Here is a 15,594-nt window from a genome sequence, read left to right on the forward strand (position 1 = left end):
CGACGTTTCTTGATTAATAGACAAAAATGAAACTACGGATAGTTTCATTTTTGCGAAGCTATTTACATCAGATCTGCACGCGTGCCTGGCATTGCTGGCCGGCTGAAGTAGTAACCTTGCACTGCGTTGATCCCTAAGCCGTTAGTCATCGCCAGTTCATCACTGGTTTCCAAACCTTCAACGACCAAGCTATCGTGATGCGCTGTTGCGGCTTTTTGCCATGCGCCAAGTTGCGTGGCGATCTGGTTCAAGTTACTGCCGTCGCGACGCATGCCGCGCATGGAAACTTTCAGCGTGTCGACCAAGTCAGCGGCTTTGGCCAATTGCGTGCCATCAGTGTGGCTACCTAAATTATCCAACGTGACGTTGATCCCAGCATCATGATAAGTCTTGATGTTAGCACTCAACGTTGACGCATCTGGAATGCTGCCAAGTTCAATTGTGAGTTGCCCCATACCGTCGCTTTGGGCGAGTTTGACGACCGCCTTTTGCGTGTCTGGATCGCTGAATTGTGCATCAGTCAAGTTGATCGACGCGTTCTTCACATCCAACTGAGCCACCGCACGTGCGACCAAATGAGCTTCCATGGAAGCTGGGATCGCGAAGCTAGCTGGTAAGTGCCAGCCACCTTGCTTGGAATCCCAAACCCGCAATAACAGTTCATAATGGTCAACGCTGTTCGTCGCCGTGTTCATCACTGGTTGAGAGAAGAACGTGTAATCCGCCATCCCAGGCGCACCACCGGCGATGAAAATGTTGCCGTGAGTGAGTTTGGCATTATCGTTGATCACATCGACCACTTGCGAAACCGAGTTGCTTGGATCGTCAAGTTTCGGTGCATTCACGATATTTGTGTTCAGCCCATCCATAACTGGAGCGATGGCGTTTGGCTTGGCCACATCAGTATTGGCATCACCTGGCTGATCGCCAGTATCTGTCGTCGCGTCAGCTGCTGTCGTTGGTGCTTGAGTGGCATCAACATAAGTGACCGTCCGAGAAACAGTACCATCTGGATTAGTCGTGGTGGTATCGGTAGTAGGCGTTTGCTCATTGATCCCGTTACCTGTTGGCTGAGCGGTCAACGGGCTATTTGGCGTATTCGGCGCTGGGGTCGTCGCGATTGGCGTAGGCGTATTCGTCATGTTGCCACCATTCGTTGGCGTACCGGTGTTGGTATTAGTCGTACCACCGCCGTTTGTTGGCGTACCGGTATTCGTATTCGTCGTACCGCCGCCATTTGTTGGCGTACCAGTGTTGGTATTCGTCGTACCGCCGCCATTCGTTGGCGTACCAGTGTTGGTATTCGTCGTACCGCCGCCGTTTGTTGGCGTACCAGTGTTGGTATTCGTCGTACCGCCGCCGTTTGTTGGCGTACCAGTGTTGGTGTTTGTCGTGCCGCCGCCGTTCGTTGGCGTACCGGTATTCGTGTTTGTCGTGCCGCCGCCATTTGTTGGCGTACCGGTATTCGTATTGGTCGTACCGCCGCCATTCGTTGGCGTACCAGTGTTGGTATTCGTCGTACCGCCGCCGTTCGTTGGCGTGCCCGTATTCGTGTTTGTCGTGCCGCCGCCATTTGTTGGCGTACCAGTATTCGTATTAGTCGTACCGCCGCCATTTGTTGGCGTACCAGTATTCGTATTAGTCGTACCGCCGCCATTTGTTGGCGTACCAGTGTTGGTATTCGTCGTACCGCCGCCGTTCGTTGGCGTGCCCGTATTCGTGTTTGTCGTACCGCCGCCATTTGTTGGCGTACCAGTGTTGGTGTTTGTCGTGCCACCGCCGTTCGTTGGCGTGCCCGTATTCGTGTTTGTCGTACCGCCGCCATTTGTTGGCGTACCAGTGTTGGTGTTTGTCGTGCCACCGCCGTTCGTTGGCGTGCCGGTATTCGTATTAGTCGTACCGCCGCCATTCGTTGGCGTACCAGTGTTGGTATTAATAGGCGTATCCTTGCCATAGACCACTGTGTACTCTTCGTTGGAATCACCATAACGGACCGTTTGAGCACTCGTCGCTTCTGCCGAATCAGTCAATATGTGGTAACCCTTTGGCGCTGGATCGGCGATCCCGACCAAAGTGCCATCGGTATAGGTGACTTCACCAGTAACGGCGTCTGTCGACGAACTTACTGGCGTGCTTACGGTTTGATCTGGCGCAACGGTGTGGCCAGCTTCATCAGTATAATGAACAGTCTTAGTGATCGTGCCATTTTGAACCGTTGGTGCATCCTTGGCATAGGTGACCGTGTACTCTTCGTTCGCATCACCGAATTGAACAGTTTGAGCACTTGTTGCTTCTGACGAATCCGTCAATACGTGGTAACCCTTTGGCGCTGGATCTGCGATCCCTGCCAAAGTGCCATCGGTGTACGTGACTTCACCTGTTGCCGCGTCTGTCGATGCACTTACTGGTGTGCTTACCGTCTGATCTGGCGCAACGGTGTTGCCAGCTTCATCAGTATAATGAACGGTCTTCGTGATCGTACCGGTTTGAACTGTTGGTGCATCTTTGGCATAGGTGACCGTGTACTCTTCATTTTCAGCACCGTAACGGACAGTTTGAGCACTCGTTGCTTCTGGCGAATCAGTCAATACGTGGTAACCCTTTGGTGTTGGATCTGCGATCCCTGCCAAAGTGCCATCGGTGTACGTGACTTCACCTGTTACAGCATCAGTCGACACACTAACATCTGTCTGTACGGTCTGATCTGGCGCAACGGTGTTGCCAGCTTCATCGGTGTAATGAACGGTCTTTGTGATCGTAGTGTTTTGAACAGTCGGTGCGTCCTTGGCATAGACCACGGTGTACTCTTCGTTCGCATCGCCGAATCGAACGGTTTGAGCACTCGTCGCTTCTGGAAAATCAGTTACAACATGGTAACCCTTTGGCGCTGGATCTGCGATTCCTGCCAAAGTGCCATCCGTGTATGTGACTTCACCTGTTACGGCGTCAGTAGATGCACTAACGTCTGTCTGTACGGTCTTATCAGGCGCAACGGTGTTGCCAGCTTCATCAGTGTAATGAACAGTCTTCGTGATCGTGTCGTTTTGAACCGTTGGCGCATCCTTGGCATAGGTAACCGTGTACTCCTCGTTCGCAGCACCGTAACGGACAGTTTGAGCACTCGTCGCTTCTGAAGAATCAGTCAATACGTGGTAACCCTTTGGCGCTGGATCTGCGATCCCTGCCAAAGTGCCATCCGTGTATGTGACTTCACCTGTTACGGCGTCAGTAGATGCACTAACATCTGTCTGTACGGTCTTATCAGGGGCAACGGTGTTGCCAGCTTCATCAGTATAATGAACGGTCTTCGTGATCGTGTCGTTTTGAACCGTTGGCGCATCCTTGGCATAGGTAACCGTGTACTCTTCATTCGCAGCACCGTAACGGACAGTTTGAGCACTCGTCGCTTCTGGAGAATCAGTCAATACGTGGTAACCCTTCGGCGCTGGATCTGCGATCCCTGCCAAAGTGCCATCGGTATAGGTGACTTCACCTGTTACGGCGTCAGTCGACGCACTAACGTTTGCCTCGACTTTTTGATCAGGGGCAATGGTGTGGCCAGCTTCATCAGTGTAATGAACGGTCTTAGTGATCGTACTACCTTGAACTGTTGGTGCATCCTTAGCATAGACAACCGTATAGTTCAAATCGGTGTCACCAAAGGAAACCGCCTGTGATGTTGTTGCTTTTTCTTCATCAAGATCCGTCACAACATGGTAGCCTTTGTAAACTGGATCTGGATTACCAGCCAAAGTATGACCATCTTCAGAGGTAACGATGCTTTCACCTGTCACTGGATCGGTCGTCTTGGTGAAGTTCACTTCATCAGTGAAGTTGCCTAACACTGTGCCATCTGTGGTCTTGTAAGTAACTGTCTTGGTGACAGTATCAGTCTCACGGGCAGAATCATCTTTTGAATAAACGACTGTATAGTTTTCATCAGCGTCACCAAAGGAAACCGTCTGTGAAGCTGTTGCTTCTGGTGAATCGATCATGACGTGGTAACCCTTGTAGGTTGGATCTGGGTTGCCAGACAAAGTATCGCCATCTTCAGTCGTCACAGTAACTTCGCCAGTAACGGCATCAGTGGTCTTCGTGAAGTTGACGGTGTCAGTAAAGGTACCTAATACCTTGTTGGCAGTATTCTTGTAAGTAACTGTCTTGGTTACAGTATCCTTTTCAACTTTTGGCGCATCTTTGGCATAGACAACCGTATAATTTTCGTCAGGGTCACCAAAGGAAACGTTCTGAGAAGCTTTCGCCGGCTCAGAGTCCGTCACGACGTGGTAGCCCTTATAGTTTGGATCTGCTTGCCCAGCCAAAGTATGGCCATCTTCAGAAGTAACGATGCTTTCGCCTGTCACTGGATCAGTGGTCTTGGTGAAGGTGACATCATCAGTGAAGTTACCTAAAACTTTGCCATCTGTGGTCTTGTAAGTGACCGTCTTGGTGACAGTATCAGTCTCACGGGCGGAATCGTCCTTCGAATAAACAACGGTGTAGTTCTCATCAGCGTCACCAAAGGCAACCGTCTGTGAAGCTTTTGCTTCTGGCGAGTCGATCATGACATGGTAGCCCTTATAAACTGGATCCGGATTGCCAGCCAGGGTATCGCCATCTTCAGTCGTCACAGTAGCTTCGCCAGTTACGGCGTCAGTTGTCTTCGTGAAGTTGACAGTGTCAGTAAAGTTACCTAAGACTTTATTGTCTGTGGTTTTGTATACGACCGTCTTGGTGACAGTATCGGTTTCAACTTTAGGCGCATCTTTGGCATAAACGACGACATAATTCTCATCAGGGTCCCCAAAGGAAACGTTTTGCGAAGCTGTCGCGCCATCAGAATCTGTCACAACATGATAGCCTTTGTAAACTGGATCTGGATTACCAGCCAAAGTATGACCATCTTCAGAGGCAACGACGCTTTCCCCTGTCATTGGATCGGTAGTCTTGGTGAAGTTCACTTCATCAGTGAAGTTGCCTAATACTGCGCCGTCTGTGGTCTTGTAAGTAACTGTCTTGGTGACAGTATCGGTTTCACGGGCGGAATCGTCTTTCGAATAAACGACTGTGTAGTTTTCATCAGCGTCACCAAATGAAACCGTCTGTGAAGCTTTTGCTTCTGGCGAGTCGATCATGACGTGGTAACCTTTGTAGGCTGGATCTGGATTGCCAGACAAAGTATCACCGTCTTCGGTCGTCACAGTAGCTTCACCAGTTACGGCATCAGTTGTCTTCGTGAAGTTGACAGTGTCAGTAAAGTTACCTAAGACTTTGTTGTCTGTGGTCTTATAAACGACCGTCTTGGTGACAGTATCTTTTTCAACTTTAGGTGCGTCTTTGGCATAAATGACTACATAGTTCTCATCAGGGTCGCCAAAGGAAACGTTTTGCGAAGCTGTCGCGCCATCGGAATCTGTCACAACATGGTAGCCTTTGTAAACTGGGTCTGGATTGCCAGCCAAAGTATGACCGTCTTCAGAAGTGACGATGCTCTCACCTGTCACTGGATCAGTGGTCTTGGTGAAGGTAACTTTGTTAGTGAAATCGCCTAAAATTTTGCCGTCTGTGGTCTTATAGGTGACAGTCTTGGTAACGGTGTCCGTTTCACGCGTAGAATCGTTCTTCGAATAAACCACCTTGTAAGTCTGATCGGAATCTCCATAACGAACAGTTTGTGAACTGGTAGCTTCTGGAGAATCGATCATCACATGGTAGCCTTTAACATCTGGATCTGTGATCGCAGTCAAGGTAGCGGTTGGTGCGTCCACCACTTCGCCTGTATACGTGTCAACTGTCTGTGCGACTTGAGTATCAACACTTTGATCAGGCGCAATCGACTTGCCCATTGTATTAACATAGCGAACAGTCTTCGTGATCGTCGCAGTCTGCGTCTTTAACTCATCTTTGTCATAGACAACTGTATAGTTTTCGTCGGCGTCACCAAAGGAAACCACCTGGGATGTTGTTGCTTTTGCTTCATCTGAATCCGGCACAACATGGTAGCCTGTGTAAACTGGATCTGGGTTCCCATCCAAAGTAGCGTCGCCGTCGTCTGCCGTCACAGTCGCCTTGCCAGTTACAGGATCAGTCGTCTTGGTGAAAGTGACAGAATTAGTAAACTCGCCTAAAACTTTGCCATCTGCGGTCTTATAAGTAACTGTCTTGTTGACAGTATCCTTTTCAACTTTAGGCGCATCTTCAGCGTAAACCACTGTATAGTTTTCGTCGGCGTCACCAAAGGAAACTGGCTGTGATGTTGTTGCTTTTGCTTCATCTGAATCTGGCACAACATGGTAGCCTGCGTAAACTGGATCTGGGTTCCCATCCAAAGTAGCGTCGCCGTTGTCTGCCGTCACAGTAGCTTCACCAGTCACGGCATCGGTCGTCTTGGTGAAGGTGACAGAATTAGTAAACTTGCCTAAAACTTTGCCGTCTGCGGTCTTATAAGTAACTGTCTTGTTGACAGTATCCTTTTCAACTTTAGGCGCATCTTCAGCATAAACCACCGTATAGCTCTCGTCAGCGTCGCCAAAGGAAACCACCTGGGATGTTGTTGCTTTTGCTTCATCAGAATCCATCACAACATGGTAGCCTGTGTAAGCTGGATCTGGGTTCCCATCCAAAGTAGCGTCGCCATCGTCTGCCGTCACAGTCGCATTGCCAGTTACAGGGTCAGTGGTCTTGGTGAAAGTGACAGAATTAGTAAACTTGCCTAAAACTGTGCCATCTGTGGTCTTGTAAGTAACTGTCTTGTTAACAGTATCCTTTTCAACTTTAGGCGCATCTTCAGCGTAAACCACCGTATAGTTCTCGTCAGCGTCGCCAAAGGAAACCACCTGGGATGTTGTTGATTTTGCTTCATCAGAATCTGGCACAACATGGTAGCCTGTGTATGCTGGATCTGGGTTCCCATCCAAAGTAGCGTCGCCGTTGTCTGCCGTCACAGTCGCCTTGCCAGTTACAGGATCAGTCGTCTTGGTGAAAGTGACAGAATTAGTAAACTTGCCTAAAACTTTGCCGTCTGCGGTCTTATAAGTAACGGTCTTGTTAACAGTATCCTTTTCAACTTTAGGCGCATCTTCAGCGTAAACCACTGTATAGTTTTCGTCAGGATCGCCAAAGGAAACCGGCTGTGATGATGTTGCTTTTGCTTCATCAGAATCCGGCACAACATGGTAGCCTACGTAAACTGGATCTGGGTTCCCAGCCAAAGTAGCATCGCCATCTTTAGCCGTCACAGTAGCTTCACCAGTCACAGCATCAGTCGTCTTAGTGAAGGTGACAGAATCGGTAAAGTCACCTAAAACTTTGCCGTCTTTAGTCTTATAAGTAACGGTCTTGTTGACAGTATCCTTTTCAACTGTAGGCGCATCTTTGGTGTAAATGACCAAAGCTTCAAGAACCGGCTGGATCGGGCCGTTTTGCTTCAGCATTGCCAAAGCCCCATTCGCGTCGATGTCGTCATCAACGTTAGCGGTATAGCCTTTAAGCTCTGGTGCAGTGATTGTCGGGAAGTCGGACTCGATCTTCCAACTCTTTGGGTCAATGGTCTTGCTACCATCTGCATATGTGATCTGGATATAAGAAAAGTCAGCGGTAACGATGTGACTTTGTGGCAAAATTGACGGATCGCTATCATAGTCGTCTTCAGCAAAGTCATAATCGACATATTTATCCACTGTCACATGCTTAACAGTACTGGAACTGGACGGATAATAAACCATACTGATGGTGTATTCATAGTCGGTGTTGCTCTTAGCCGCAGCCAAAATGCCATCAGTGATCGTTTGATTGTCTAAGCCTTCATTATCCACGGTGCCATAATAGGATACCGGTTCACCATTGGCATCGATACTATCCGCGATCGGTGGCACATCAATATCGGTTAAATCGTCAATAGGCTTGTCCAAAGAAACCGTGCCATCTTGGTTAATGGTAGCAGTGGCAGTTTCTGTGGTCTCTTTTGGTAAATTGCTCGTGTCGCCGTCAACATCTTTGCCATATTTGGCATTTACAACTCGAGTGACTTTGATCTGCTTTTGTTGTGGCTGATCTTTCGTATACGTCACATTCACGTCAATGTTTGGCTGTCCATATGCGACAGTGGTATCGCTGGTCGCTTCTTGAGGAAGTGGCGTTTTAGCAGTATAGCCAGAAATTGTCCGAGGCGTCTGTGGGTGACCCAAAATAGCAGGCTGTTTAGGGGTCAGTGTGCCATCTGTGCTTTTCTCTGCAGTCGCTGTTCCACTGAAGGTATCAACCAGTGGCTGGCCATTTCCATCTCGAATCGGTTGGCCATTTTCATCAACATAATGGATTGTCTTGGTGATAGTCTGACTAACCGGCGTCGTCGTCGGTCCTTGATCAGGGTTATCCGGATCATTAGGCGCGGTGTAGCCATTGCCTGACCCATCCCCGTTGATCGCACCAAAGAAGCCCCCAAGGTTGGCTTCGTTGGATTCGACATTGGCGATCGGAGCCAAAATGTCAACATGCACATCTGTTGGATGGTCAGCATTAAGTACACTCAAATCCGTGACATTCGGCGCAGAAATCACCAAATTGCCATTTTGAATAAAGTTGACTGACTTGTTGAAGACATCAGGTTGGGTACTCATATCCAAAGCGCCGCTACCGACAAAATCAAGCACGATGTTCCCGCCGTGATACAGATCTTGGTTGGCAAACGTGTTGATATACTTAGCAGACTGATTCCAATCACTGACGTTTACCGTGAAAATCCACGAATCGCCAACATGCTTAGCGTTTTTAAAGTCAAACGTAAAGCCAGGATCGTTTTGCGGCATCACATGGGTCTTGGCTGCATTTGCCTCATCAGCATTATCGGCAAAGGCCTGATTGATCTGGGTAACAGCCGCCTTCAACTGTTGGACTTTGGCTACTAAAGAGTCCTTGGAAAAGACAAACTTCGAAAGACCACTATCATTGGTGACGCCCCAAGGCAGGGCATCGGTCCCTTTCAAATAGCCGCCATCTGTTAACATCACTTTGGCGTTATCGCTTGAAGGCGCATTAAACGACTGGCTATCAATGGTCAAAGAACCGGCGATCAAATCGCCATAACCCGCCCCTGTCAATAAGGCATTGCTCCCACTGATCTGGCCGGCCGCAGACGCGTCGATACTGCCCCCAGTGATCAAACCTTTGTTGAAAGTCGACTGGCTACCATTGGTTTTACCACCATTCATTGTGATGGTCGATTCTGTTGCCAAGAAGGTCAAGATTTTTTGCATGTTGGCCGGATCAGTTGGCGCCGCCAGTTCTGCCGCTGAAGGGAAGCCAACTTGGGCTAATACTGCATTGGCATCGGCATACTGATACCCTGCCGCTGGACTGATCATCCATTTATTACCATCAGTGGTCAAGCGCATGCCTGCCGCACGGATCGCGTCAAGTTGGCCATTGCCGATTTGCACACTGGTCGTACCACCAGCGGTTTTATCAACAAAAGTGCCATCCGTAAGAGCTTTTTGGACCTCTTCGGCATTGGCGCCTGCAGGATATTGGTAGTTCGCATCGCTACTTCCCGCATATGTGGTTTGTTGAGGCATCAAAAAGGCCGCAGAAAACAATGCTACTGGGATCATGACCCCAGTCACAATTGTCGCTGTGACCCAATTTTTACCATCTTTGTATAACTTGTAATGGAGCTTTGTTTCCACGTCTGGACGGTTATTTTTGCGTTTCATATTTGTTTGCCCCCAAGCGATGACCCGCTAATTTCAGGCCATTAACCAAACAATCAAATCTAATACTTATATTTAATTTACATTATCTTACGCTCCCATTAAAACATTAATTTACAAGTGTGTCAATGCAATCTACCGCAAACATCTATACTTTCTGCAGCCCTTGCCCCGCAAGGCTTACAGCTTTGTGTAAAGGCGGAATCTACTGGTCATCATCAGGCCATCAAAGCGTTTCCTACCAGACTTCGGCATCACCAAAACGTCAAATGTGCGAACCAAACGTTTCGTGTTTCGACTAAAGCGCTGAAACGCTAAAATTATTGGGATGGTGCCCAACAATTCCTAGAAAGTGTATCGGATTAAGGCGATCCTGTCTCATTCAAACTTACAGTGTTAGAATAGAGATGAAGTTAACATAATGTGTTAAGCTAAACCCACGATGGACGCCCGAACTCTGAGCGTCTTAATTTTCCCAGCTGCATAGCCGCGCCCATCGCCTCGAAAGGATGGGATTCTATGAAGCTTCTATTTATTACCAAGTATCAATCAGGCAACGGCGGCACTGAAACCGTCATGACCAAAACTTTTGCCGGCTTGGCCAAAGATAATGACATGACGTTTGTGCAAGGCATCGCTTCAGCCGACCAGACTTGGTTGCAGCGTATCGATCCGCGCGTCAAGATCTTGCGCGGCATGCGCGCTGGTGCCCCTTGGCAGCCGCTTTATGCTTGGCGGCTAGCGCACAGTGACGCCGATATCGTGATCGCCGTTGACTCCTACAGCATCAAGTTGGCTACTCACCTACGCGCCTTGTTGCACAAAACTTACCGCGTGGTGTCTTGGATCCACTTCTCGCTGTCAGATGCGCCAAGTGTACACATTCATGATCTGCTCAAAGCCGATGCCCACATCGCTATTTCAAGCGGGATCCAAGATGAATACTTACGCTTAGGCGTGCCTGCTAATCGCATCGGCCTCACCTATAACCCCACAGACCGAACCACTCAGCGCGTCGCATTAGACCAGTCGCCTGTTTTCAAACTGGTTTATGTCGGTCGCATTCAGCTACATGGCCAAAAAAATTTAAGTTACCTGTTCAACAGTTTGGCCAAAACCACTGCACCGATCCACCTGGACGTGTACGGCGGCGGACCCGAATTACCTGCAGCTAAGCTGTTGGTACACCGCTTGCACATTGCTGCTCAAGTCACTTTTCACGGCTGGGTCAACGATGTTTGGGCACATATCCACTGCGCCAATGCCTTGGTGCTGACTTCCAAGTTCGAAGGCTTCCCCATGGCTTTGCTAGAAGCATTAAAACGCGGACTGCCAGTGATCTGTCCTCACCTGGCATCAGGCTCTGACGACTTGGTTGAACCTGGCACAAACGGTCAACTGTTTGATGCAAGCGACCCTGAGGCTTTGACCACACTACTTGATCAACCTGAGTTGTTTACCCGCTTGCAACAGCCGCAAATCATCCACAGCGTGGCCAAGTTCTCGTTTCCTGCTTACATCGACCGGTTTAACCAAGCACTTGAACGGTTTGCCCAACTGAATCCGAGTACCGTGCCAGATGTCGCCAAAAGTTCTGCGTATTCTGCTTGATCATTGTTTAACACGAAGACATCTATTCCTCCCTCGCTTATCTTTGGTTTAGCCGCCGAAAGCATAACACGAGGAGGCTTAGATGCCTTTTTGTTATCTAAAAGGGCCTAACCCTCGTGATGAGGAATCATCTTCCAGCACGCCTTTGCCACGCGCGGTGGCAACTCGATCCCATCCGGCTGTTTTCAAATTCAACATCGCTTCTTTTATGAAATCCTCGTCAATCTGCCTGACATTTCAAATCAAACTAAAACGCGGATTGATCCCGAATTGTCTTACAAAGCTTGCTCTAACGACTCCTGCCTACTGCAAAGAAACTCAAAACTGAGCAACATTCAGCCTTGATGTCCCCGCAACAATCTCACGTTATCTCGACAAAATAGTCGAATCCGACTATTATCAAAGGCAATCAATTTTTTCGAGGTAAAGTCAATGCAAGCCTATGGTAAAGTGTTTCGTCAATTACGCCGTGAACGCCACGTCACTCAAGCATCATTATGTGATGGTGGATTCACCCAGTCTGCACTTTCAAAATTTGAGCGTGGCGTGACCACGCTAGGCGTTGACACATTTTTTACACTGCTAGCAAAAATCAACGTCAGCCCTGATGAATTCTTGTTTATCGCCAATGGCTATCAAATGGATCAGCAAACTAGGATACGTGAAGCCCTAACTGCCGCTAATAATATCGGTGACTTCGATACCATTCGCTCGCTTGGCGCACAGCTTGCCAGTCTACCTCAGCCAACGCCAGCAGATCAGCACTTACAAGCACTTGCGTCTGCGTGCATCCAGCTTCAAGAGGCAACAACACCAGAAGCCGGATTGAAAGCCGCCACCAAAACCTTGGCAAACGTGCGGGCGCATCTGATCCGCGTCGAAACTTGGGGCGTATACGAATTACGGCTATACACCAACACCTTGTATCTCTACACGCCAGAGGTCTTGGTCGAATTAAGTACGATTGCAGCAAAACGTTGGCAATCGTTTGCCGATTATCCTGCATTTGGCGGAGACTTGATCTATATGTTTATCAACACTGCTCAGTGTTTCGTCAATTATGGTGACCTTGCACACGCCCGCATCGCCCTCAAGCAAGCCCAGACAAAAGCGACTTCACGACATAGCGTCTTTGGGTTAGTGTTGTGCCAATACCTGCAAGGGACATTAGCAATTCTCGACGGCACACACCCCATCATTGGCCGCCAACAAGTCACGGATTCGTTGCAAATTTTGGAACGGATGGGAATTTCAACAGCGCAGTATCGTGATTCATTGTCACGACATCATATCTTAGTTTAGGAAGTGATCCACTTGTCTATCGTGATCAAAGTCAACGCAACATTAAGTCTCGAAGCAGTCCGCCGATTGTACCTCGACACAGATTTTGGCAAGCCTGTGTCTTCAGATTCACGCTTGGCGACCATGATCGGCCAAACCCCGCTTGTTGTCTCTGCATTTGATGAGGATCAGTTAGTGGGCATGGCCCGTTGTTTAACAGATTTCGAATATTTCTGCTACCTGAGTGACTTGCTCGTCTTACCGGCATATCAACACCAAGGAATTGGCCGTCAACTGGTCACGACTTTGCAAGATTATCTTGGCTCACGAGTCACCTTATCCCTTTGCGCTAATCCTAAGGCAACTGGGTTTTATCAAAAGTTGGGCATCCATTCGGCTAACAATATGTATCGCATCCACAGAAAGGCCTAACCATGATTGAAATCAAGCATACAAAGATCACAGGCAAGCAACTCGCTGAATTATTCGTTTCATCGGGTATCCAGCGACCAACCGAGGATATTGATCGCATGCAGCGAATGCTTAACAATGCCAACGTTTTGCTGAGTGCTTGGGATGGGCAAGCGCTAGTCGGCGTTTTACGCGGCGTGTCAGACATGTCTTACTGTACCTTTGTTTCCGACTTAGCGGTTGCCCGCAAATACCAACGCCAAGGTATTGGTTCTAATTTACTTAAGGTGCTCCACGCAGAACTTGGAGAAAATATTTCGATCGTCTTGCTTAGTGCACCAAGCGCAATGAACTTTTATCCACGCCTTAACTTTGAGCTTGAGGCTACAGCGTTCAAGCAAGAACGTGCCTTTTAACCATCGTTACAGCACAAGTACGACACTTATTGTTGACTGAAGTTTGAAAGTCCTAATCCAAACTAAACCCTTGATGTCACTTGTGTTGAGTCGCTAATATTCTATTTCAGGACGCTTAAGCCGCCACACCAACGGCAAGGCGTGAAAAACCTTTCTTATATACCTGGTTATCATATTCAAAAGTGCGGCTTGTCCCAAAGCCACCTGCCACCGATGTTCATCAAATACTCAGCCAAAACAAAAAGGCGCCCAGAATTCGCATGAATTCCAAGTGCCTTGCTATTAAGCCAAATTTGAAGATCGTGGTCACCCCGCCAAACGCGTTGGCATGGTGGCAAAGCGGTCTTTATTTGTTGGTAAGCCCGTATTTCTTGTTGAAACGATCCACACGGCCATCGGCTTTGTTGAACTTTTGCTTGCCAGTGTAGAATGGGTGGGAATCGGAAGTAGTTTCAACACGGATCAATGGGTAAGTGTTGCCGTCTTCCCATTCAACAGTTTCTGCAGAAGAAACAGTTGAGCGAGACAAGAACTTGAACCCAGTTGAAGAATCCATGAATACAACTGCGTGATAATCTGGATGGATACCTTGCTTCATAATGTTTTTCTCCTTTGCCCTAAGCCATTGCCTGACCTAGAGAGATATTGTTTATAGTCAACCGCAAAATTATAGCATGCCAAAAGCGCGATTGCAACCAATTCACACGTTCATCGGTTCATCTGCACTGACATCATCGACGATCTCAACATCAGCACCTAAACCATGCAGTTTTTGCACCACACGGTCATAGCCACGCAGAATGTGCCCGACATGGGTGATGGTGGTATCACCTTCTGCCATTAAACCGGCGATCATCAAGCACGCCCCACCGCGGATCTCGGTAGCGGCGACTTCGGCACCTTGTAGCTTGTCGGCATGATGCAAAATGATCACATCATTTTCAACCGTGATATCAGCGCCCATGCGGATCAATTCTGGGACATGGCGCACGCGCTTGGGATAAAGTGTGTCCACGATAATGCCTTCGCCTTGGGCTTTAAGCATCAATGGCGTGATCGGCTGTTGCAAGTCAGTGGCAAAACCCGGATATGGCATGGTTTTGATCTGCACCATGCGCAAGTCCCCTGATGGATACACAAAAATGCTGTCTTCGCCGACATCCATTACCACACCCATTTCTTCTAGTTTCGCCAAGAAGGAATCCAAGTGTTCAGAGATGATGTTTTTAACGTTCACGCCATCGCCGATCGCTGCGGCCATCGACAAATATGTGCCAGCTTCGATCCGATCTGGGATGATCGTATGCGCGTTATGGGCATGCAATTCTGGCGTGCCTTCGATACGGATCACGTCAGTCCCAGCCCCGCGGATCGTCGCGCCCATGTTATTTAAATACGTCGCCAAGTCGATGATCTCAGGTTCTTTGGCGGCATTCTCCAACACAGTTTGGCCTTTGGCAGTGACTGCAGCCAAAATGATATTGATCGTCGCGCCCACTGAAACCATGTCTAAGTAGATCCGCGCCCCATGCAAGCCTTCTTTAGGGGCATGGATCACCATGGCGCCATGTTCATTGGCCACTGTGGCACCAAGCGCTTCAAAGCCTTTGATATGTTGGTCGATCGGGCGTGGGCCGATATCATCACCACCAGGCAACGCCACATTGGCGCTACCAAAACGCCCCAGCAGTGCCCCCATAAAGTAATAAGACGCCCGCAGTGACTTGATTTTACCTTCTGGTAGCGGCACTTCTTTAATTTGCGTGGGATCAATGTGAAGCACACAATCTTCGAACGTGGAATGGACATTCATCGCTTCAAGAATGTCCATTAAGTTGTAAACGTCTTGGATCTGTGGAACTGAATCTAAGGTCACTGGGGTCCGCGACAAAATAGCCGCTGGGATCAAAGCGACTGTACTGTTTTTTGCCCCGCCGATAACCACCGAACCTGAGAGCTTTTTGCCCCCATGAATCAGCATTTTTTTCATGTAATTTATTCCTCACTTGCGCGTTCACTATCAAATTGGCTGAAGCTGACCACATTTAGGCTTCATAGCGTATTGGTACGCTGATATCGTTCACTGGTAGGCGTCGGCTCGAAAAAATTTATCCGCCGACAATTAAAACACATTCATCGTTTAATTCTAATGAAATTACGGGCAAAAA

Annotated in this window: 7 protein-coding genes; 4 read left to right on the forward strand and 3 right to left on the reverse strand. The window is 48.5% G+C overall.

The features are described from left to right. Positions 1-62: 62 nt before the first annotated feature. A complete protein-coding gene (locus tag ACKTSG_RS05660; RefSeq protein ID WP_407892804.1) occupies positions 63-9,710 on the reverse strand; it encodes a mucin-binding protein in 9,648 nt (3,215 codons plus the stop codon). Between the two features lie 516 nt (positions 9,711-10,226). Here ACKTSG_RS05660 and ACKTSG_RS05665 point away from each other — a divergent pair. The 4 genes from ACKTSG_RS05665 (at position 10,227) to ACKTSG_RS05680 (ending at position 13,426) form a co-directional block, all read left to right on the forward strand. Next, a complete protein-coding gene (locus tag ACKTSG_RS05665) occupies positions 10,227-11,318 on the forward strand; it encodes a glycosyltransferase (protein WP_407892806.1) in 1,092 nt (363 codons plus the stop codon). A 432-nt stretch (positions 11,319-11,750) separates the two neighbouring features. Further along, a complete protein-coding gene (locus ACKTSG_RS05670) occupies positions 11,751-12,620 on the forward strand; it encodes an Rgg/GadR/MutR family transcriptional regulator (protein WP_407892808.1) in 870 nt (289 codons plus the stop codon). A 12-nt stretch (positions 12,621-12,632) separates the two neighbouring features. After that, on the forward strand, positions 12,633-13,031 hold the full coding sequence (locus ACKTSG_RS05675) for a GNAT family N-acetyltransferase (RefSeq protein ID WP_407892810.1): 399 nt from the start codon (positions 12,633-12,635) through the stop codon (positions 13,029-13,031). 2 nt (positions 13,032-13,033) lie between these two features. Next, positions 13,034-13,426, forward strand: coding sequence for a GNAT family N-acetyltransferase (locus ACKTSG_RS05680; protein ID WP_407892812.1), 393 nt, complete (start codon positions 13,034-13,036; stop codon positions 13,424-13,426). Positions 13,427-13,772: 346 nt separating this feature from the next. Here the strand turns inward: ACKTSG_RS05680 and ACKTSG_RS05685 are convergent, their stop codons facing one another. Both ACKTSG_RS05685 and murA read right to left on the reverse strand, forming a co-directional pair. Further along, positions 13,773-14,024, reverse strand: a complete 252-nt coding sequence (locus tag ACKTSG_RS05685; RefSeq protein WP_407892814.1) for a type B 50S ribosomal protein L31 — start codon at positions 14,022-14,024, stop codon at positions 13,773-13,775. A gap of 102 nt (positions 14,025-14,126) precedes the next feature. Then, on the reverse strand, positions 14,127-15,416 hold the full coding sequence (murA, locus tag ACKTSG_RS05690) for a UDP-N-acetylglucosamine 1-carboxyvinyltransferase (RefSeq protein WP_407892816.1): 1,290 nt from the start codon (positions 15,414-15,416) through the stop codon (positions 14,127-14,129). Between the last annotated feature and the right edge of the window lie 178 nt (positions 15,417-15,594).

Origin of the sequence: Lacticaseibacillus salsurae, assembly GCF_045862175.1 — a bacterium.
In the GTDB taxonomy this organism is placed as follows: domain Bacteria; phylum Bacillota; class Bacilli; order Lactobacillales; family Lactobacillaceae; genus Lacticaseibacillus; species Lacticaseibacillus salsurae.